The 18,781-nt window shown below is 68.6% G+C and carries 22 protein-coding genes and 1 pseudogene; 12 read left to right on the top strand and 11 right to left on the bottom strand.

What is annotated here, in order from left to right; genetic code table 11:
* Positions 1 to 36: 36 nt before the first annotated feature.
* From V6X63_RS02910 to V6X63_RS02895, 4 genes are read left to right on the top strand one after another with little or no spacing between them, the layout of a single operon-like run.
* The gene (locus tag V6X63_RS02910) at positions 37 to 984 is read left to right on the top strand and encodes a metal ABC transporter solute-binding protein, Zn/Mn family (RefSeq protein WP_367967083.1); all 948 of its coding nucleotides are present in this window, start codon (positions 37 to 39) and stop codon (positions 982 to 984) included.
* Positions 981 to 1,793: a metal ABC transporter ATP-binding protein gene (locus V6X63_RS02905; RefSeq protein ID WP_367967082.1), complete on the top strand. Its 813-nt coding sequence runs from the start codon at positions 981 to 983 to the stop codon at positions 1,791 to 1,793. Before V6X63_RS02910 ends, V6X63_RS02905 begins: the two co-directional genes overlap by 4 nt.
* A complete protein-coding gene (locus V6X63_RS02900; RefSeq protein ID WP_367978057.1) occupies positions 1,774 to 2,913 on the top strand; it encodes a metal ABC transporter permease in 1,140 nt (379 codons plus the stop codon). Before V6X63_RS02905 ends, V6X63_RS02900 begins: the two co-directional genes overlap by 20 nt.
* Positions 2,910 to 3,809, top strand: a complete 900-nt coding sequence (locus tag V6X63_RS02895) for a metal ABC transporter permease (RefSeq protein WP_367967080.1) — start codon at positions 2,910 to 2,912, stop codon at positions 3,807 to 3,809. The genes V6X63_RS02900 and V6X63_RS02895 overlap by 4 nt, the downstream gene beginning before the upstream one ends.
* Here V6X63_RS02895 and nth read toward each other — a convergent pair.
* The 4 genes and pseudogenes from nth to V6X63_RS02875 form a co-directional block, all read right to left on the bottom strand.
* Positions 3,785 to 4,438: an endonuclease III gene (gene nth / locus V6X63_RS02890; protein ID WP_367967079.1), complete on the bottom strand. Its 654-nt coding sequence runs from the start codon at positions 4,436 to 4,438 to the stop codon at positions 3,785 to 3,787. The genes V6X63_RS02895 and nth overlap by 25 nt on opposite strands.
* Positions 4,435 to 5,112: pseudogene (gene rsxB / locus V6X63_RS02885) on the bottom strand (electron transport complex subunit RsxB); the annotation flags it as partial. The pseudogene rsxB and the gene nth, both read right to left, overlap by 4 nt.
* 2 nt (positions 5,113 to 5,114) lie before the next feature.
* Complete coding sequence (metG, locus tag V6X63_RS02880; RefSeq protein ID WP_407826368.1) at positions 5,115 to 6,767, bottom strand: methionine--tRNA ligase; 1,653 nt, start codon at positions 6,765 to 6,767, stop codon at positions 5,115 to 5,117.
* Positions 6,768 to 6,786: 19 nt separating this feature from the next.
* Positions 6,787 to 7,338: a shikimate kinase gene (locus V6X63_RS02875; protein WP_367967077.1), complete on the bottom strand. Its 552-nt coding sequence runs from the start codon at positions 7,336 to 7,338 to the stop codon at positions 6,787 to 6,789.
* 139 nt (positions 7,339 to 7,477) lie between these two features.
* Here V6X63_RS02875 and apbC point away from each other — a divergent pair, with 139 nt between their 5' ends.
* Both apbC and dcd read left to right on the top strand, forming a co-directional pair.
* Positions 7,478 to 8,572 carry an iron-sulfur cluster carrier protein ApbC gene (gene apbC / locus V6X63_RS02870; RefSeq protein ID WP_367978056.1) on the top strand — a complete coding sequence of 365 codons (1,095 nt, stop codon included), beginning with the start codon at positions 7,478 to 7,480 and terminating at the stop codon, positions 8,570 to 8,572.
* Positions 8,573 to 8,587: 15 nt separating this feature from the next.
* Entirely contained in the window at positions 8,588 to 9,151 is a 564-nt protein-coding gene (dcd, locus tag V6X63_RS02865; protein WP_367967075.1) for a dCTP deaminase, read from the top strand.
* Here the strand turns inward: dcd and V6X63_RS02860 are convergent.
* Genes V6X63_RS02860 through purM form a run of 3 tightly spaced genes read right to left on the bottom strand, consistent with a single transcriptional unit; the run spans position 9,148 to position 11,629 of the window.
* Positions 9,148 to 9,912 carry a DUF3108 domain-containing protein gene (locus tag V6X63_RS02860; protein ID WP_367967074.1) on the bottom strand — a complete coding sequence of 255 codons (765 nt, stop codon included), beginning with the start codon at positions 9,910 to 9,912 and terminating at the stop codon, positions 9,148 to 9,150. The two genes, dcd and V6X63_RS02860, sit on opposite strands and share 4 nt — an antisense overlap.
* Entirely contained in the window at positions 9,909 to 10,574 is a 666-nt protein-coding gene (gene purN, locus V6X63_RS02855; RefSeq protein ID WP_367978055.1) for a phosphoribosylglycinamide formyltransferase, read from the bottom strand. The genes V6X63_RS02860 and purN overlap by 4 nt, the downstream gene beginning before the upstream one ends.
* The gene (purM, locus tag V6X63_RS02850; RefSeq protein ID WP_367978054.1) at positions 10,571 to 11,629 is read right to left on the bottom strand and encodes a phosphoribosylformylglycinamidine cyclo-ligase; all 1,059 of its coding nucleotides are present in this window, start codon (positions 11,627 to 11,629) and stop codon (positions 10,571 to 10,573) included. The genes purN and purM overlap by 4 nt, the downstream gene beginning before the upstream one ends.
* A 90-nt stretch (positions 11,630 to 11,719) precedes the next feature.
* Between purM and V6X63_RS02845 the strand changes: the two genes are divergently transcribed.
* Both V6X63_RS02845 and hda read left to right on the top strand, forming a co-directional pair.
* The gene (locus tag V6X63_RS02845) at positions 11,720 to 12,742 is read left to right on the top strand and encodes a DUF2066 domain-containing protein (protein WP_367978053.1); all 1,023 of its coding nucleotides are present in this window, start codon (positions 11,720 to 11,722) and stop codon (positions 12,740 to 12,742) included.
* Entirely contained in the window at positions 12,742 to 13,458 is a 717-nt protein-coding gene (gene hda / locus V6X63_RS02840; protein WP_367978052.1) for a DnaA regulatory inactivator Hda, read from the top strand. The genes V6X63_RS02845 and hda overlap by 1 nt, the downstream gene beginning before the upstream one ends.
* Here hda and V6X63_RS02835 read toward each other — a convergent pair.
* Both V6X63_RS02835 and wrbA read right to left on the bottom strand, forming a co-directional pair.
* Positions 13,443 to 13,859, bottom strand: a complete 417-nt coding sequence (locus tag V6X63_RS02835) for a DUF2069 domain-containing protein (RefSeq protein ID WP_367967069.1) — start codon at positions 13,857 to 13,859, stop codon at positions 13,443 to 13,445. The genes hda and V6X63_RS02835 overlap by 16 nt on opposite strands.
* Positions 13,856 to 14,473 carry an NAD(P)H:quinone oxidoreductase gene (wrbA, locus tag V6X63_RS02830; RefSeq protein ID WP_367967068.1) on the bottom strand — a complete coding sequence of 206 codons (618 nt, stop codon included), beginning with the start codon at positions 14,471 to 14,473 and terminating at the stop codon, positions 13,856 to 13,858. The genes V6X63_RS02835 and wrbA overlap by 4 nt, the downstream gene beginning before the upstream one ends.
* Positions 14,474 to 14,525: 52 nt before the next feature.
* Between wrbA and V6X63_RS02825 the strand changes: the two genes are divergently transcribed.
* The 3 genes from V6X63_RS02825 to V6X63_RS02815 all read left to right on the top strand — a co-directional run bounded on the left by V6X63_RS02825 (position 14,526) and on the right by V6X63_RS02815 (position 15,575).
* Positions 14,526 to 14,807, top strand: a complete 282-nt coding sequence (locus V6X63_RS02825) for an acylphosphatase (RefSeq protein WP_367978051.1) — start codon at positions 14,526 to 14,528, stop codon at positions 14,805 to 14,807.
* Between the two features lie 76 nt (positions 14,808 to 14,883).
* On the top strand, positions 14,884 to 15,222 hold the full coding sequence (locus tag V6X63_RS02820) for a c-type cytochrome (protein WP_407826367.1): 339 nt from the start codon (positions 14,884 to 14,886) through the stop codon (positions 15,220 to 15,222).
* Entirely contained in the window at positions 15,219 to 15,575 is a 357-nt protein-coding gene (locus V6X63_RS02815; RefSeq protein WP_367967066.1) for a c-type cytochrome, read from the top strand. Before V6X63_RS02820 ends, V6X63_RS02815 begins: the two co-directional genes overlap by 4 nt.
* On the opposite strand, the gene V6X63_RS02810 is transcribed toward V6X63_RS02815, so the two are convergent.
* The gene (locus V6X63_RS02810; RefSeq protein WP_367978050.1) at positions 15,536 to 16,378 is read right to left on the bottom strand and encodes an SDR family oxidoreductase; all 843 of its coding nucleotides are present in this window, start codon (positions 16,376 to 16,378) and stop codon (positions 15,536 to 15,538) included. The genes V6X63_RS02815 and V6X63_RS02810 overlap by 40 nt on opposite strands.
* Before the next feature lie 42 nt (positions 16,379 to 16,420).
* Between V6X63_RS02810 and trmH the strand changes: the two genes are divergently transcribed.
* Positions 16,421 to 17,089, top strand: a complete 669-nt coding sequence (trmH, locus tag V6X63_RS02805) for a tRNA (guanosine(18)-2'-O)-methyltransferase TrmH (RefSeq protein ID WP_367967064.1) — start codon at positions 16,421 to 16,423, stop codon at positions 17,087 to 17,089.
* On the opposite strand, the gene V6X63_RS02800 is transcribed toward trmH, so the two are convergent.
* Positions 17,029 to 18,759 carry a proline--tRNA ligase gene (locus V6X63_RS02800; RefSeq protein WP_367978049.1) on the bottom strand — a complete coding sequence of 577 codons (1,731 nt, stop codon included), beginning with the start codon at positions 18,757 to 18,759 and terminating at the stop codon, positions 17,029 to 17,031. The genes trmH and V6X63_RS02800 overlap by 61 nt on opposite strands.
* Positions 18,760 to 18,781 lie beyond the last annotated feature (22 nt).

Genomic DNA, 18,781 nt, shown 5'->3' with positions numbered 1-18,781 from the left:
CGCAGGGCTTTACTCACCGGCGCGACGGTCCTGAGCTTGGGTCTCGGTGCCGCGCAGGCGGCGGTTGCAGCGCCCATGGTGCTCGCCACCACGGGAATGGTCGGCGACACGGTGGCGGCGCTGGGAGGGGAGTGCATCGACACTGACGTGTTGATGGGCCCCGGTGTCGACCCACATCTCTTCCAGGCGTCGGCCTCGGACGTGCGCGCCTTCCAGCAGGCGGAGCTGATCGTCTATAACGGGTTCGGACTCGAGGGACAGCTCGACGATGTCCTGACCCGCGTCGGTGAGCGCCGGCCCACGCTGGCGCTCGCGGAGGCGGCCGGGGCGACGGGTCCGGTCGAGGTGATGCGCGGTATGGGCGATGAGGCAGTGGATCCGCACCTGTGGATGGATGCACGCCTCTGGGCGCAGGGGATCCCACCGCTTGCCGGAGCGCTGACCGATGTCGTCCCGGGCTGTGCCGAGGCCATCAACGAGCGCGCGGGACGTCTCAACGAGCAACTGCTCGCGCTGGATGAATGGATCCGCACGAGTCTTGCCAGCATCCCCGAGCCGCAGCGGGTGCTGCTCACCGCCCACGACGCCTTCCGCTATTTCGGCCGGGCCTATGACATCGAGGTGCGCGGCATCCAGGGCATCAGCACCAGTGCCGAGGCCAGCGTCGCCGACATCCAGGCCAGTGCGGCGCTCATCGCCGCGCGTGACCTGCCGGCCATCTTCGTTGAGACCACCATCAACCCGCGCACGGTCCGCGCCGTGCTGGAGGCGGCCCGGGAGCGCTCGGCCGAGGTATCCATCGGCGGTTCGATCCATGGTGATGCGCTGGGCGAACGTGGAACGCTGGCCGACAGTCTGATCGGTATGCTGATTCACAATACCGCGCAGATCACCCGCGCCCTCGGCGGCTCACTGGCGTCGCTGCCCCCGGCACTCGAGGCCTGGAGCGGGCCACTGCGCGCCGACGGGGAGCGTGGCGGTTGAATCGTATCGGTGAGGGCCTCGGTCAGCCGCATGAGCCGGACCTCGCGCTGCATGTCGAGGATCTGACGGTCAGCTACGGCGATCGCCCCGCGCTCTGGGATATCGATCTCAACATCCCCCCTGGCGTGCTCGCCGGTGTCATCGGGCCCAACGGCGCCGGCAAGAGCACCCTGCTGAAGGCCATCCTCGGGCTTGTGCCGCTGTCGGCGGGTCATGTCCGGCTGTTCGGCCATCCCTACGCGGCCCAGCGTCGCCGGGTGGGCTACGTGCCCCAGCGCTCCAGCGTCGACTGGGACTTCCCCACCACCGCGGTGGATGTGGTCACCATGGGCCTGTACGGCCGTATGGGCTGGTTGCGCTGGCCCGGGCGCCGGGAGCGCGATCAGGCCCTGCGCGCGCTGGAGGAGGTCGGCATGGATGCCCTCGCGGACCGGCAGATCAGCGAACTCTCCGGTGGTCAGCAGCAGCGTGTGTTCATCGCCCGCGCGCTCATCCAGCAACCGGACATCCTGCTGCTGGATGAGCCCATGGCCGGTGTCGACGCCACCACCGAGCGCAGCATCATCGATATCCTCGGGCGACTGCGCCGCGAGGGGCGCACCATCATCGTGGTCCACCATGATCTGCAGACCGTGCAGCGCTACTTCGACTGGCTCGTCTTTCTGAATGTCCGGGTGATCGCCGCCGGGCCGATCGATTCGGTGTATACCGCCCGCAACCTGCGCCGCACCTACGGCGGCCAGGTCGCACTGCTCGACGAGGGGCGGCAGCGCAACGCAGGGCCGGAGAATGATGGGCCTGCTGGCTGACTATACGCTGCAGAACGTCATGCTGGGCGCCGCGCTGATTGGCGTGATCAGCGGCGTGCTCGGGGCTTTTGCCGTGCTGAGGCGCCAGAGTCTGCTGGGTGACGCGCTCGCCCATGCCGCGTTACCCGGCGTGTGCATCGGGTTCATGCTCGCCGGTGCGCGGGAGATGGGCAGCATCATGGGGGGTGCGTTGTTCACCGGGGTGGTGGCGGCGCTGCTGATGGTCGCGCTGACGCGCAATACCCGGCTCAAGACGGATGCAGCGCTGGCCGCTACGCTCAGCCTCGGCTTTGCCCTCGGGGTGGTGCTGCTCACCTGGATACAGCGCCGGAGCGGCGCGAGCCAGGCGGGCCTGGACAGTTTCCTGTTCGGCCAGGCGGCGGCGACCACGCGGGCCGATCTCTACCCGATGATGATCCTCGTAGGCGTGGCCCTAGTGGGTGTGGCACTCCTGTGGAAGCCACTCAAGCTCATGACCTTCGACCCGACATTCGCTGCCGTGACGGGTCTGCCGGTGCAGTGGCTCGAGCGTCTGCTCACGGCCATGATCGCCCTGGCCGTGGTCACCGGCCTGCAGATGGTGGGTGTGGTGTTGATGACAGCGATGATCATCGCGCCCGGCGCGGCGGCCCGCCAGTGGTGTGGCAGTCTGCTCGGCATGGTCATCCTCTCGGCGCTGCTGGGTGCCCTTGCCGGCATCGGGGGTGGCCTGGTCAGTGCGCTGGCGCCGGGGCTCTCAACCGGTCCGGTGGTGGTGCTGCTGGCGACGCTCCTGGCGCTGCTGTCGCTGCTGCTCGCCCCGCGGCGGGGGCTGATCCCTGCCTGGTGGCGGCGTCGCCATCGCCGCTCGCACACCTCGACCGACCGTATCCTGCAGACGCTCTATGACCTTGCCCGCGAACATGGTGACTGGCACTACCGGGTGGAGCAGGGTGCGGTGGATGCCTACCACGGCATGATCACCGAGCCGCAGCTCAGTGCGCTGGCCGATCGCGGGCTGGTCGTGCCGGCCCAGCACATGCCCGATGAAGGGCGCCACTGGCAGCTCACCGAGACCGGCGTGGCCCATGCGGCGGAGTATGCGCAGCGCCGTCGGCGGCGATTCGGGAACGGGGCATGAGCGGACTTGCCGACCCCACGATCGCCATCCTGCTCACCGGTATGCTGGTGGGCATGAGCGCCTCGCTGCTCGGCAGCTTTCTGGTGCTGCGCGGCAACAGCATGCTGGCCGATGCCATCAGTCATTCGATTCTCTTCGGCATCGCCCTCGCCTGGCTTCTCACCGGACAGACCAGCGGCCCGGTACAGATCGTGGGCGCCGCGCTGAGCGGCGTGCTGGCTGTCTACCTGATAGAGACGCTGACGCGCACCCGAAGGCTGCGGGATGATGCGGCCATCGGCCTGGTGTTTCCCGCGCTGTTCAGTGCCGGGGTCATCCTGATCAATGTCTTCGCCCGCGATGTCCATCTCGATGAGCACACCGTGCTGCTCGGTGAGATCGGCTTCGTCTGGCTCGATACGCTGGTGCTTGGCGGCATCGAGGTGCCCCGCGCCATGCTGGCCATGGCCGTGATGCTGATGCTGGACGCCGCCTTCGTGCTGGCCTTCTACAAGGCGCTCAAGCTGGCCACCTTTGACCCGGATCTGGCCCGGGCGCTGGGTCTGGCGCCGGGTCTGATCTTCTACGTGCATCTCTCGCTGCTCAGTGGTACCGCCGTGGCGGCGTTCGACGCGGTGGGTGTGGTGCTGTTCATCACCTTCGTGGTGGTGCCTCCGGCCACGGCCTATCTGCTCACCCGTCGGCTCCCGAGCATGATCCTGCTGGCGATGGCACTGGCGGCGGCCAGTGCGCCGCTGGGCTATGCCCTGGCGGTGTGGCTGGATGTCTCGATCGGTGGTGCGATGGCGCTGGCCACCGGGCCTTTCCTGCTGCTCGCCTATGCCTGGCGCCGCTGGCGGGCCGGGCGGCAGAAGCGCTCGACGCAGCCGGTTCAGTCGCCGTCGGCCCCCGCGTAGCGGGCCTTGTCGGGGAATTCACACAGGTCATAGATCGGGCAGGCGCCGCAGCGGGGCCTGCGGGCGGTGCAGATGTAGCGCCCATGCAGGATCAGCCAGTGGTGGGCGTCCTTGAGGAATTCCTTCGGGATGAGTCGCAGCAGCTTGTCCTCGACGGCGCGCACCGTCTTGCCTTTCGCGATCCCGGTGCGATTGGCCACCCGAAAGATATGCGTGTCGACGGCCATGGTGGGCTCGCCGAAGGCGGTGTTGAGGACCACATTGGCGGTCTTCCGGCCGACGCCGGGGAGCGCCTCGAGGGCCTTGCGGTCGCGGGGGATCCGGCCGTCGTGCTGCTCGACCAGCGCCTGGCAGGTGGCGATGATGTTCTTCGCCTTGCTGTTGAAAAGCCCGATGGTGCGGATGTAGTCCCGCAGGCCGTCCTCGCCGAGCGCGAGAATCGCTTCGGGGGTGCTGGCATCCCGGAAAAGCGGGCCGGTGGCCTTGTTGACGCCGCGGTCGGTGGCCTGCGCGGAGAGGATGACCGCGATCAGCAGCTCAAAGGGGGTCGAGTAGTTGAGCTCGGTGGTGGGGTGCGGGTTGGCCTCGCGCAGCCGCTCGAAGATCGCCTGGCGTTTCTCGCGGTTCATGACGGTTGATCCGTCCGCCGGCGGCGTCGGGCCCGGGCCCGCTCCAGGGCGGCGCGGGCCGTGGCCCGGCGGGCGTCGCGATCCGGCAGGGTATGGGTCGGGGCCGTGCCTCCGGCGCCGGCATTGCGCTGGCGGCGGACGCGGTCGGTGGCACGGCGCGCATCATGCGCCGCCCGCCGGCGGGCCAGCCGCTCGTTGCGCTGGCGGAAGCGCTCGCGGGCGATGTCCCGGCGGCGCTGCTGGACGGCCTCCGGCTCCTGCTCCCGCGAGGTCGGCAGCATGTGGATGCAGTCCACCGGGCAGGGGGCGAGACAGAGGTCGCAGCCGGTGCACTCCTCGGCGATCACGGTATGCATGAGCTTGCGCGCGCCGACGATGGCGTCCACGGGACAGGCCTGAATGCACTTGGTGCAGCCGATGCAGACCGCCTCGTCGATCCAGGCCACCCGCGGCGGTCGGTATTCGCCATGCGCGGGGTCGAGGGCCTTGCTGGCCCGCCCGAGGAGATCGGCCAGGGCATCGATGCCCGCCTGGCCGCCCGGCGGACACTGGTTGATGTCCGCCTCGTCGCGGGCGATGGCCTCGGCGTAGGGCCGGCAGCCGGGATAACCGCACTGCTCGCACTGCGTCTGGGGCAGCAGCGCATCAATGCGGTCGGTGAGCGTCGCCTTCTCACTCATGTGGGTTTCAGGTTCTCCCGGGAGTCCTCGACCATGGCATCGATGGCCTCGCTGTCCACCCGCGTCATGAGCGGCTTGAAGGCAGCGATGTCGTGGTCGAGCAGCGGCTGGCCGGCATCGGACCAGTCCATGGCGTGGATCTGCAGGAAGTCCTCGGCCGCCGCGGCGGTCTGCGGCAGGACCGGCTTGAGGTAGAGCATCAGCAGCCGGAACAGGTTGAGCCCCGTGGTGCTGATGGCCTGAACCGCCTCCGCCTGATCGGGCTCCTTGGCCAGTACCCAGGGCTTTTTCTCGTCGATGTACTGGTTGGCTTCGTCCGCCAGCGCCATGACCTCGCGCACCACGCGCGAGTACTCGCGGTCCTCGTAGAGCCCGGCGATGATCTCGGCACGGGCGCTCATGCGCCGGAACAGCTCCGGGGTATCCAGCCGCGGTCCGAGCCGGCCGTCGAAGCGCTTGTTGATGAAACCGGCGCAGCGGCTGGCGATGTTGACCAGTTTGCCGACCAGATCGGCGTTCACCCGTTGGGTGAAGTCCTCAAGGCTCAGGTCGATGTCGTGCACGCCGGTGCCCAGCTTGGCGGCGAAGTAATAGCGCAGGTATTCCGGGTTGAGATGCCGGAGGTAGGTCTCGGCCATGATGAAGGTGCCGCGGGACTTCGACATCTTCTGGCCATCGACGGTGAGAAAGCCATGGGCGCAGACCCGCGTCGGGGTGCGGAAGCCCGCGCCGTGGAGCATCGCCGGCCAGAACAGGGCATGGAAGTAGACGATGTCCTTGCCGATGAAGTGATAGAGCTCGGCCTGCGAATCGGGTCCCCACCAGGCGTCGAAGTCCATGCCCAGGCGATTGCACAGGTCCTGGAAACTCGCCATGTAGCCGATGGGTGCATCCAGCCAGACGTAGAAGTACTTGCCGGGCGCATCCGGGATCTCGAAGCCGAAATAGGGCGCATCGCGCGAGATGTCCCAGGCACGCAGCCCGGCGTCGAACCACTCCTGGAGCTTGTTCGCCACCTCGTCCTGCAGGCCTTCGCTGGCCGCCCACTCGCGCAGCATCGGCTCGAAGTCCTGCAGCCGGAAGAAGAAGTGTTCCGATTCCTTCTGCACGGGGGCCTCGCCGGAGATCACCGAGACCGGGTTGCGCAGTTCGTCGGGCGAGTAGCTGGCGCCACAGGCCTCGCAGTTGTCGCCATACTGATCGTCGGCGCCGCAGCGCGGGCAGGTGCCCTTGATGTAGCGGTCGGGGAGGAACATGCCCTCCCTGGCGTCGTAGGCCTGGGTGATCACCTGGCGGTCGATCCAGCCGCCGTCGCGCAGGCGCGTGTAGATGAGCTCGGAGAAGTACCGGTTTTCCTCGGAATGGGTGCTGTAGTAGTTGTCAAAGCCGATCTCAAACCCGGCGAAATCGCGTCGGTGTTCGGCGCCCACCTGCTCAATCAGCGCCTCCGGCGTGATCCCCCGCTCGCGGGCCTTGAGCATGATCGGCGTGCCATGGGCGTCGTCGGCGCAGACATACCAGCACTCGTTGCCCTGCAGTTTCTGGAAGCGCACCCAGATGTCGGTCTGGATGTATTCGACGAGATGGCCCAGGTGAATCGGGCCGTTGGCATAGGGCAGGGCACTGGTCACCAGTATCTTGCGGCTCATGGACGCTCCGCGTTGACGATTACAAAGGCGGCATTATGCCAGAGCCATCGCTCCGGTTATCAGCCCTCTCGAGGGCGGCCCTGACCGCCTGGACGCTGGCCGCGGGGTCGCATCCGCTGACATCCACGCGCAGATCGGCATGCCGGCGGTATAGGGCCTCGCGCTCGTGATAGAGCGCCTCGAGGGGCTGGCCGGCCTCGCGGGCCAGGCCGCGGGTATCGATGTCGGTCACCCGCTCGAGGATCACCGGCAGTGCCACATGAAGCTCGACGATCACGCCGGATGCCCGCAGATGTGCCATGGCCCGGTCGCTGTAGACCGCGCTGCCGCCGGTGGCGATGACATGGCCCTCGCATGCGAGGGTGCTCAGCACGTCGGCTTCGATGGCGCGCAGCGCCTGATGGCCCGCGCCATCGACGATCGCCTGCAGGCTGCGCTGCTCGCGTTCCTCGATGAGCGCATCGGTATCCGTGAACCCGAGCCCCAGGGCCCGCGCCAGCAGCGCGCCGACGGTGCTCTTGCCGGCGCCCGGCATGCCGATGAGCACGATGTTGCGGCGGGACGGCGTCATCGTGGCAATCTGCCGGAGCCGCCCGCTGCCGGCAACCCCCGGGCAGGGGCAACCCCATGGCGAGCATGTTTTATGCGCCGGGGGGTGGGGTTAGACTCGCCAGCCTGGCTGATTCAAGCGCTGATTCCGAGGAGCCGACATGTCTGCACCGACCCCTGAGGCCGTCGAAAATGCCCTGTCACACTGGACCGAGCCCAGTCTGGGCACGGATCTGGTGAGCGCCGGGGCGCTCGAGGATGTGCGCATCGACGAAGGCACGGTCCACATCGGGCTCCGGCTGGGGTTTCCCGTCGATCACTACCGCCCGGCGCTCGAGCAGGCAGTCGCCGAGCGCATCCGCGAGGCGACCGGTGCCGGGCGGGTCGAGGTCGCCATTGACTGGGCGATCGCCGCCCATCAGGTGCAGGCGACCCTGAAGCCGCTGGATAACATCCGCAACATCATCGCGGTGGCCTCGGCGAAGGGCGGGGTGGGCAAGTCCACCACCGCCGCCAACCTGGCACTGGCGCTGGCCGATGAGGGCGCCCGGGTGGGCATCCTTGACGCCGATATCTATGGCCCCAGTCAGCCGCGCATGATGGGGGTCGCCGGGCGCAGGCCCGACAGCCCGGATGGCAAGACCATGAACCCGCTCGAGAATTACGGCGTGCAGATCATGTCCATCGGCTTTCTGATCGAAGAAGACTCGCCGATGGTCTGGCGCGGTCCGATGGTGACCCAGGCGCTGACGCAGCTCCTCAACGACACCCGCTGGGAGGCACTGGATTATCTGGTCATCGATCTGCCGCCGGGCACCGGTGACATCCAGCTCACGCTCTCGCAGAAGGTGCCGGTGGCCGGCGCGGTGGTGGTCACCACGCCCCAGGACATCGCCACCCTGGACGCCCGCAAGGGCGTGCGGATGTTCGAGAAGGTCAAGGTGCCGGTGCTCGGTATACTCGAGAACATGAGCCTGCATGTCTGCTCGCAGTGCGGGCACGAGGAGCATATATTCGGCGCCGGGGGCGGCGAGCGGCTGGCCAAACAGGAGGGTGTCGAACTGCTCGGCTCGCTGCCGCTCGAGATCGGCATCCGTGAGCATGCCGACAGCGGCGCGCCGACCATGGTCTCCGAGCCGCAGTCGCGGGCCGCGCAGCGCTACCGGGAGGCGGCGCGGCGGACGGCGGCGCTGCTCTCGCGACAGGATCCGGCCGGCGCGAGCCGGTTTCCGAACATCGTCGTCGACGACAACTAGAACAGGGGCAGGGCAATGAGCATCAAATCCGACCGCTGGATCCGGGAAATGGCCGCGGGAGGCATGATTGAGCCATTCGAACCGGAGCAGGTGCGCGACGCCGGCAGCGGTCGGATGATCTCCTACGGTACGTCGAGCTACGGCTACGACGTGCGCTGTGCGGATCACTTCAAGATCTTCACCAACATCAACTCGGCGGTGGTCGACCCGAAGAACTTCGACGAGTCGAGTTTCGTGGACGTGCGCTCGGATGTCTGCATCATCCCGCCGAACAGTTTCGCGCTGGCGAGCACCGTCGAGTACTTCCGCATCCCGCGCAACATCCTGACCATCTGCCTTGGCAAGTCCACATATGCCCGCTGCGGGATCATCGTCAACGTCACGCCCCTCGAGCCGGAATGGGAAGGGCACGTGACGCTGGAGTTCTCCAACACCACGACGCTGCCGGCGAAGATCTACGCCAATGAGGGTGTCGCGCAGATGCTATTCCTGGAATCCGACGAGGTCTGTGAGCAGTCCTATAAGGATCGCTCGGGCAAGTACATGGGCCAGCGCGGGGTGACGCTGCCCCGTCCCTAGTCCGGGAGGCCCTGGACGTCGGCGAGGACCAGGCGGAAGTTGCGGCTGCCATCCTCCCACTGCTCCACCTGCACGGCCAGATAGCGCAGCGCCGGCGCCACCCAGAGGATGGTCCGCCGGTCGCTGTCCGTATCGCTGCGCTGGATGCGCAGCGCCGCAAAGCGCCCGGCGGGTGTCTCCACGGTCTCGCGGCCGTCGATGTCGAGCAGATAGGTCCTGAGTTCGCCGCCGTCGGCGATGCGGTAGACGAGCTGTTCGGTATCCGCGGGGCGGGCGGCGAGATCGTGCATGAGCTGCAGCGGGCTGATGACGCGATCGATGGTGTCGCGGGTGATGTCCATGCGCCATGGCCAGTCGGCGACATCGTTGACCACCTCGAGTGCCCCCCAGTCGAACCGGAGCTCCGCCTCGCGGGCCTTGTCATCGCCGCTGCGCTTGTAGCGGTAGACATCCGGACGGAATCCATCCGGTCCGACATGGCCGATACTCATCTCCCGGACTTCGCTGGCGTAGACCATCCGGGCAATGCCCGTGGGGCGGGTGTGCAGTCGGTAGTAATAGCGCCCTTCGGCCGGCCGGCGCAATTCGAGATCGGCGCGCCCCAGCGTGAACCCCGCCTTGCGCACTTCGTAGACGGCGCTGAACGGGGGGATCGCCTGCCCGGTTGACGCGTCGGCGGGCACTCCCGGTGGGGTCCATGCCAGTGCGACGCCCAGAACGAGCCCGGTCAGGGTGGATCGCACGCCGGCGCGCCGCTTCATGAGGCCACTTCGGGCTCCAGGCAGGGCGGAGCGGCGAGCGGTTCATCGTCAAGCCACACCCTGCCGGAGCGCAGAACCACCCGCCCTTCGGCAATCCAGCGCACAACCTCGGGGTAGAGGCGGTGCTCCATGGCCTGGACCCGATCCTGCAGGCGCTCGGCGGTATCGCCGGGATGGATGGGGACGGCGGCCTGCGCGATCACCGGTCCGGCATCCAGTTCGGGGATGACGTAATGCACGCTGCAGCCGTGCCGGGTCTCGCCGGCGTCAATGGCCCGCTGGTGGGTATGCAGCCCGCGATAGGCCGGCAGCAGTGATGGGTGGATATTGATCAGACGGCCCATGAACCGCGTCACGAAGCCATCGGTGAGGATGCGCATGAATCCCGCCAGGACCACCAGGTCGGGGCGTATGGCCTCGAGCCGCTCGGCGAGTACCGCATCATAGCGCTCGCGGTCGGCGTATGCCCGGTGGTCGAGCACCTCGGTGTCGATACCGGCATGCTCGGCCCGGGTCAGGCCTCCGGCGCCGGGGCGATTGCAGATCACCCGCTCGATGCGCCCCGGGATATCGCCGGCGGCGACGGCGTCGATGATCGCCTGCAGGTTCGTGCCACCGCCGGAGATCAGGACGGCGATGCGAAAGGGCTGGTTCTCGCTCACGACACGCCCCGGTAAACGGTCTCCGCCGCCTCGCCCCGGGCGCGGGTGACTTCGCCGGCGACCCAGGCCGTCTCGCCCGCGGCGCGCAGGATATCCAGGGCCTGCTCGGCCTCCGCGCCCGGCACCACCAGCATCATGCCGATGCCGCAGTTGAAGGTGCGGCGCATCTCGTCGGTCTCGACACCCCCGGTGTCCTGCAGCCACCGGAACAGCGCCGGCCACCGCCAACTGCCGGTGTCGACGCTGGCGGCCAGACCGGGAGGCAGTACGCGGGGCAGATTCTCGGTAAGCCCCCCGCCGGTGATATGGCTGATGCCGTTGACGGTCACTTCACCGAGCAGCCGCCGCACCGTCCGTGCATAGATCCGGGTGGGCTCGAGCAGCCACTCGTCGAGGGGGCGGCCGTCGAGGGTGCGTGTCAGGGCCTCGGGGTCGCGCGCGAGAATCCTTCGCACCAGCGAGTAGCCGTTGGCGTGAACGCCGCTGCTGCCGAGCGCGATCAGGGCGTCTCCCGGGCGGACGCCCGCGCCGTCGATGACATGGTCGCGCTCGACGACGCCCACGCAGAACCCTGCCAGGTCATAGTCGCCTTCGCCATACATGCCCGGCATCTCGGCGGTCTCGCCACCGATGAGGCCGGCGCCGGCCTCCCGGCAGCCGGCGGCAATGCCGCGGATGACCCGGGCCGCCACGTCGGTGTCGAGCTGACCCGTGGCGTAGTAGTCGAGGAAGAAAAGCGGCTCAGCGCCGGTGACGATGACGTCGTTCACGCACATGGCCACCAGATCGATGCCGATGCCGTCATGGCGACCGGTCTCCAGGGCGAGCCGGAGCTTGGTGCCAACGCCGTCGGTGCCCGCGACCAGCACCGGCTGGCGATACCGGTCAACCGGCAGCGCGAAAAGCCCCCCGAAACCGCCGAGCCCGCCGATCATGCCGGGCCGGCGCGTCGCCGCCACATCGCCCTTGATGCGCTCGACAAGATCGGCGCCGGCATCGATGTCGACACCGGCGTCGCGGTAGGTGAGTCCGGGCTTGGAATCGGGTCGGTTCACGGCGTTGCTCCGAGTCTCGCTTTGATCGTTCCGGTCATTCGCTCATGGTACCGTAAAAGCCCTTTTGCGGAGGTTCCGGATATCCAACCGATGAGCTTTGCCCTGCGAGCGATCTGTCTGGTCATCCTGCTCGGCGGCCTGCTGCCGGTGGCCCTGGCGCAGTCGGCCCCGGAGGCGGTCCTGGTGCCCGTGGCGGATGAATCGGAATCAGCCCGTGACCGTGCGCTCGGCGAGGCGATGAATGTGATGCTGGTGCGGCTCACCGGCGATGCGGCCGTGACCGGCACCGACCTGGCCGAGCGGCTCCGTGCCTCGGCCGAGCGGTATCTGGTCGGCTTTTCCTACCGCGCCGCGGACGAAGATGCCGGTATGCGGCTTGCGGTGCGGTTCGACGAGACGCGCCTGCGCGGTGCGCTCGGCGAGGCGGCGGTCGCCATCTGGCCGGCGCCACCGCCCACCGTGGTGGTCTGGCTGGCGGTCGAGCAGGCGGGTGAGCGCTTCCTTGTCGATGGCGAACAGGGCGCGGCGCTGCGCGAGCGTCTGCGGGCCGCGGCCGCCTCGTCGGGCCTCTCCCTGCTCTTCCCGCTCATGGATCTGCGGGATCGCCGCGATCTCGGCTATGCGGATGTCGCCGGGGGGTTCGCCGACCCGGTCCGCGCGGCGTCGGCACGCTATGCCGGCGAGGCGGTGCTGGCGGGCCGGCTGCGGATCTCCGATGACGGGGCGGTGGCGGTGCGCTGGCTCCTGTTGCCCGGCGCCGGGGAGCCTGTAAACCGCTGGCAGGCCGAGGCCGGGGGCACGGGCCCTGCGCTGGCGTCCGCGGTCGGGGTGCTGGCTGAACGCCTGCGGCCGGTCTATGCCTACGTCCCGGATCCGGAGGCGGGGCGCCGGGTTGCCCTGACGGTGGCGGGCGTCGAGTCGCTCGCCGATCATCGGCGTCTGCAGGGCTATCTCGAGGGGCTCACCGGCGTGGAGCGGGTGGTCACCACCGCCGTGTCCGGCACACAGGTGCGGATGCAGCTCGCCGTGAGCGTCGACGAGGCCCGGATCCTCGAGGCGCTGGCCCGGGACGAGCGGCTGGGTGAAGCGGATGATGGGTACCGCTGGCGCTGATGAGCGGATCCATCCCGGGCGCGCAACTGGCACTGGATTTCCGCTGGAGTGATGCCGCGGATCTGGCGTCGTTCGTGCCGTTGGGTAACGAGCAGTCAGCGGCGGCCGTGGCGGCGCTCGGCGGCCCGGCGGCGCAATCCCTCTACCTCACCGGTCCGCCGGGCAGCGGCAAGAGCCACCTGCTGCAGGCCGCCTGCGGCCGGGTCAGCGATGCCGGCGGCCCGGCCGTCTACATCCCCCTCGGTGATCATGTCGAGGGGCCCGTCGCCCAGCTCGATGGTCTCGAGGGCCTGTCACTGGTCGCCATCGACGATCTGGACTGCCTGGTTGGGCGGGATGAGTGGCAGGAGGGCGTTTTCCATCTCTACAACCGGCTTCGCGATGCCGGCGGGCTCATGGTGGTTTCCGCGCCGGCCGCGCCCTCAGCGCTCGGACTCCGGCTGCCGGATCTCGTCTCGCGGCTCGATTCGCTGCTGCGGCTGCGCCTGACGGCGGCGGATGACGACCGGCGCCGCCGGATCCTGGCCGCGGCGGTGGCCCGGCGGGGGCTCGATCTGCCGGCGGCGAGCACCGAGTACCTGCTGCGTCACCACGCCCGTGATCTGGGGTATCTGATGGGCGTGGTCGAGCGCCTGGATGCCGCTTCGTTGCAGGCGGGCCGCCGCCTGACCGTGCCCTTCATCAAATCGGTGCTGGACGATCAACCCTCGGCCTGACGGGCCTTGTGCGCCTGCTTGCCGCGTCTGAGCACAAGCATCACGGCCCCGAAGTAGCCGATGGTCAGAACGGCCTCGGCGCTACCCAGCCAGCGCTCCGGGAAGCCGCCGGTGGCCGTGAGGATGCCATGGATGAAATAGACCAGGATGAGCATGCCGGTCCATTGCAGCGTGTATCGGCGGCGGTTGAGCACGCCGCGCAGGCCGAAGAGCAACGGCAGCAGGAAGACCAGTAGCAGCGGGCTGCGCAGGCCCGGTGGTGGTGGCGAGAGCCAGATGAGCCACGCGAACAGCAGGACGATGAGCGCCAGATAACAGCCTGCGGCGAAGCGATAGAGCCCGGAACCCGCCACCTGCGTAGCTGACTCGCCGGTGGGCGCCTTGCCGCGCAGCACCTTCATCGGCCCGCGCCCGTGCCGCCCGCGGCCAGGCGCTGCGCGGCATCCGCCACCCGGGCACCGAGCGCCCGGCAGAGGGCGGCCTCCGTTTCGTCCACCTCGCGATCCGCCTCGCCGCCCGCCAGGTGACTGGCGCCATAGGGCGTGCCGCCGGTGGTGGTCTCGGTCAGGCCGGCCTCGGTATAGGGCAGGCCCAACAGATACATGCCGTGGTGCAGCAGTGGCAGCATCATCGACAGCAGCGTGCTCTCCTGGCCGCCATGGAGGCTGCCCGTGGAGGTGAAGACCGCCGCCGGCTTGCCCGCCAGCGCGCCGCTCAGCCAGAGCCCGGCGCTCTGGTCGAGGAAATGCTTGAGGGGCGCGGCCATATTGCCGAACCGCGTCGGGCTGCCGAGGATCAGCCCGTCGCACTCGCCGAGCTCCTCGAGGCTCGCATAGGGCGGGCCCGCCTCGGGAATCGGTGACGCCGTAGCCTCGCAGATCTCGGAGACCGGCGGCACGGTGCGGAGCCGTGCGTGGGCACCGTCGATCCGCTCGATGCCATGGGCCATCTGCCGGGCCATGGCATGGGTGGCGCCATGGCGGCTGTAGTAGAGGACCAGGATTTCGCAACTCATGGCGCGAATCTTGGGTGTTAGGGTGACCGGGCGCAAGAGCCGGAGGATCAGGATGAGCGCGACATCCATTTCATGCCGTGAGTTCAGGGTGCGGGGCCGGGTGCAGGGCGTGTTCTACCGCGCGAGCACGCAGGACCGGGCGAGGGCGCTCGGGCTCCGGGGCTGGGCCGAGAATCTCCCCGACGGGAGCGTGCGGGTGGTGGCCTGTGGCGACGAGGCGGCCGTCAGCGCGCTGGGCGAGTGGCTCTGGGAGGGGCCGGCCGCCGCCGAGGTCACCGACGTGACCGCCGCGGCGATCGATGACCTGGGAAGCCAGGGCTTCACGACCCATTAAAGGGTCCGCTTAAATTGACCGATATCAAGTTTCCCGCGATACTTGCGCCCTGGGATGACCGGCTGAGAGGAGCACAATGAACAGCATGCGATGGATGGCGGCGGGGGCGGCTGCGCTGCTGCTCGCGCTGCCGGGCGTGAGCGCCGCCCAAGGCAACATCGAAGCAGGCCGCGCCAAGGCCTACACCTGTCTCGGTTGCCATGCGGTGGAGGGCTACCGCAACGCCTACCCTTCTTACCGCGTGCCCAGGCTCGGTGGCCAGCATCAGGAATACCTCGTCTCAGCGCTCCAGGCCTACAAGAACGGTGACCGTCAGCACGCCACCATGCAGGCGCTGGCGGCCACGCTGAGCGAGCAGGACATGCTGGATATCGCCGCTTACTTCGAGGCCGAGGGCCGGGGAGGTGCGGAATGAACCGGTTGATGCGCATGATCGGCGCGGGTCTTCTCGCCACGGCCGGCATCGCCCAGGCGCAGCCCATCGGTAATGTCGAAGCCGGGCGGGAGAAATCCCAGGCATGCATCGCCTGTCACGGCGAGACCGGGGCCGCCGATAACCCGGCCTTCCCCATGCTGGCGGGCCAGCATGCCGACTATCTGCTGCATGCCCTTGAGGCGTACAAGAGCGGCGATCGGCAGAATGCCATCATGAATGGTCAGGCCGCGGCGCTCAGCGAGCGCGACATGCGCGATCTCGCGGCTTTCTACGCCGCGCAGGATCCCGCGCTCTACACGGTGGAGCGGGGTTCGGCGAGCAGCGAGCGGTAGCCCGAGCGGTAATCGGGATAGCGCAGGCGATAGCCATCGGCCTGCAGGCGCCGGTTACTGCACCGCCGGCCACCCGCCGTCCCGGGCTCACGGGGCGGCGTGGGTCGTCCCATCTCAGCGGCCAGCCAGTCCATGATCTCGCACTGAGTGCACGGCGCGTCATCGACGCCGATATAGACCGGTGCCGGTGTCGCCAGCGCCCCTACATGGGCCAGCACGCCGGCACAGTCCGCTTCATGGATGCGGTTGGTGTAGCGGGGTGGATCGGCCTGGCAGGGTGCGCCGCGCGCCACCCGACGGAGGAGCACCTCCCGCCCCGGACCGTAGATGCCGGCGAAGCGCACGATCACCGCACCACCGGGATGCGTGGCTGCGACCGCCTCGGCCTCGAGTAGCCGGCGGCCGGAGAAGCGGGTCGGCTCCGTGGCGCTCGATTCATCCACCCAGCCACCGTCGTCCTGGCCATAGACCCCCGTGCTGGAGACGAAGATCAGCCGGCTCGAGGCATTACCGGAGGCGCGCAATGCCTGGCACAGTCGCTCCAGCCCGGCGACGAAGGTCTCCCGATAGCCTTCGTCGTCATAGCGGTCCGGGGTGAGGATCGCATAGACGCGGTCGAGTCCGGTGGGCAGCCGCGCGGCGAGATCCGCATCGAACAGATCCGCCCGGCAGGGGGCGATCCCTGCGGGCAGTCCCTCCGGGTTGCGCCGCAGGCCGGTGACCTGATGCCCCGCCGCGGCGAGTTCCAGTCCCAGTCGGCTGCCGAGCCGGCCGCAGCCGGCGATGAGAATGCGTTGAGCCATAATCCTCTAGAATAGCGGCAGTACCGCCAGGGAGGACAAGCCTTGAGTGCCAATCGCCTGGCCCGGTTGCGGGCCACGCTGGACCGACGCCAGCCCGATCTGCGCGTGCTGCTGGACGGTGTCCACAAACCCCACAACGTGAGCGCGATCCTGCGCACCTGCGACGCGGTGGGCGTCTATCAGGCGCATGCCGTGGTTGGCGGCGGTCGGCTGGATATCCATCGCCACTGCGCGGCCGGCGCCGGCCAGTGGATCCACACGGTCACCCACGATCACGTCACCGACGCCATCGCGGCGGCCCGCAGTGACGGGCTGTGCGTCTATGCCGCGCACGCCTCGGAGAAGGCCGTGGACTTCCGCGAAGTGGACTACACCGCCCCCTGTGCCGTGCTCATGGGTGCGGAGCTATGGGGGGTGAGCCGGGTGGCGGCGGATCAGTCGGATGGCCATATCGTCGTGCCCATGGCCGGGCTGGTGGAGTCACTGAACGTCTCGGTGGCCGCGGCCGTGATCCTGTTCGAGGCGCAGCGCCAGCGCCAGGCGGCGGGTTGTTACGACACCCCGCGGCTCGACCCGGACCGCTACCGCCGCACGCTGTTCGAGTGGCTGCACCCGAGAATCGCCGCGCATTGCCGAGCGCAGGGTATGGACTACCCGGCGCTCGATGACGATGGTGACCCGATCCGCTCGCGCAGCACCGACACCGCATGATCGAGCGGGATGTCCTCGGCCTCGTCCCCGGTTCGGGCGCGGTACTCCAGCGTACCGGCCTTGAGACCGCGGTCCCCCACGACGATGCGATGGGGAATGCCGATCAGCTCCATGTCGGCGAATTTCACCCCCGGACGGGCGTCCCGGTCATCCCATAGCGGGTCCAGCCCCGCCGCGCGGAGTTCCTGGCAGAGGCGCTCGGCGGCCTCCGCCACCGCCGGCGAGCGGTCCGCCCCGATGCTGACGATGGCGACGTCGAAGGGCGCCAGCGGAGCCGGCCAGATGATGCCGCGGTCATCGTGATTCTGCTCGATGGCGGCGGCCACCACCCGCGAGACACCGATGCCGTAGCAGCCCATGATCAGCGGCTGCAGGTCGCCATCCTCATCGAGGACGCGGGCATCCATGGATTCGCTGTACTTGGTGCCAAGCTGGAAGATATGGCCGACCTCGATGCCGCGATGGATCTCGAGCTGACCCTCATCGCAGCGGGGGCAGCCCTCGCCGGCGTTGACGGTGCGCAGGTCGGCCGTCTCCGGCAGCGATGCATCACGCCCCCAGTTGAGATTGATCCAGTGCCAGTCCGCGCGCCCCGCGCCGCTCGAGAAATTGGCAAGCCCGGCGGCGCGGTGGTCGACCACCCGGCGCAGGCCGTCGGGCAGCCCCTTCGGCCCGATGAAACCGCGGGGTACACCGGTGGCGGCGAGGGCCTCATCGGGCTCGGCAAGGCGGACCTCTTCGGCATCGAGGGCATGCGCGGCCTTGACCAGGTTGAGTTCATCGTCACCGGCGACGAACAGCACCGCCGGGACGCCGTCGGCCATGACCACGACACTCTTGACCACCTGCTCCGGGGTCAGTCCCAGGACCTCGCACTGCTCGGCGACGCTGTGGATGCCGGGCGTGGCGCGCTCTTCGGCGGGGAGTGCGTCGGCCGCCGCCGGCACCGCCGGTCGACTCGCCGCGAGCTCCGTGTTGGCGGCGTAGTCGCAGACGCTGCAGCTCGCGATCTCGTCCTCGCCGGATTCCGCCAGCACCATGAACTCCTCGGAGACGCTGCCACCGATGGCGCCGCTGTCGGCGACCACCGAGCGGAAGCGCAGGTCGAGGCGCTCGAAGACGCGGCTGTACGCCCCGTGCATGTCGCGATACGTCGCCTCCAGCGAGGGCTGGTCGAGGTGGAAGGAGTAGGCGTCCTTCATGATGAATTCGCGGGCCCGCATCACGCCAAAGCGGGGCCGGATCTCGTCGCGGAATTTGGTCTGTATCTGGTAGTAGGTCAATGGCAACTGCCGGTAGCTGCGCAGTTCCCGGCGCAGGTAGTCGGTGATGACCTCCTCATGGGTCGGGCCGATGCAGAAATCCCGCTCGTGACGGTCCTGAAGCCGCAGCAGCTCCGGGCCGTAGAGCGACCAGCGTCCGGATTCCTGCCAGAGCTCGGCGGGCTGGACGGCGGGCATGAGCACCTCGAGTCCACCGATGCCATCCATTTCCTCGCGCACGATCTGCTCGACCCGCCGCATGACCCGCAGCCCCAGGGGCTGCCAGGTGTAGAGCCCGGCTCCGATCTTCTCGATCAGCCCGGCCCGCAGCATCAGCCGGTGGCTGACGATCTCGGCATCCGCCGGGGTCTCCTTGCTCGTGAACAGTGGAAAACGGCTTGTGCGCATGAATCCGTGCCCTGTGGTGAAT

This window comes from Spiribacter onubensis, assembly GCF_040838425.1.
Classification (GTDB): domain Bacteria; phylum Pseudomonadota; class Gammaproteobacteria; order Nitrococcales; family Nitrococcaceae; genus Spiribacter; species Spiribacter onubensis.
This window is presented reverse-complemented; position numbering and strand designations above follow the sequence as displayed.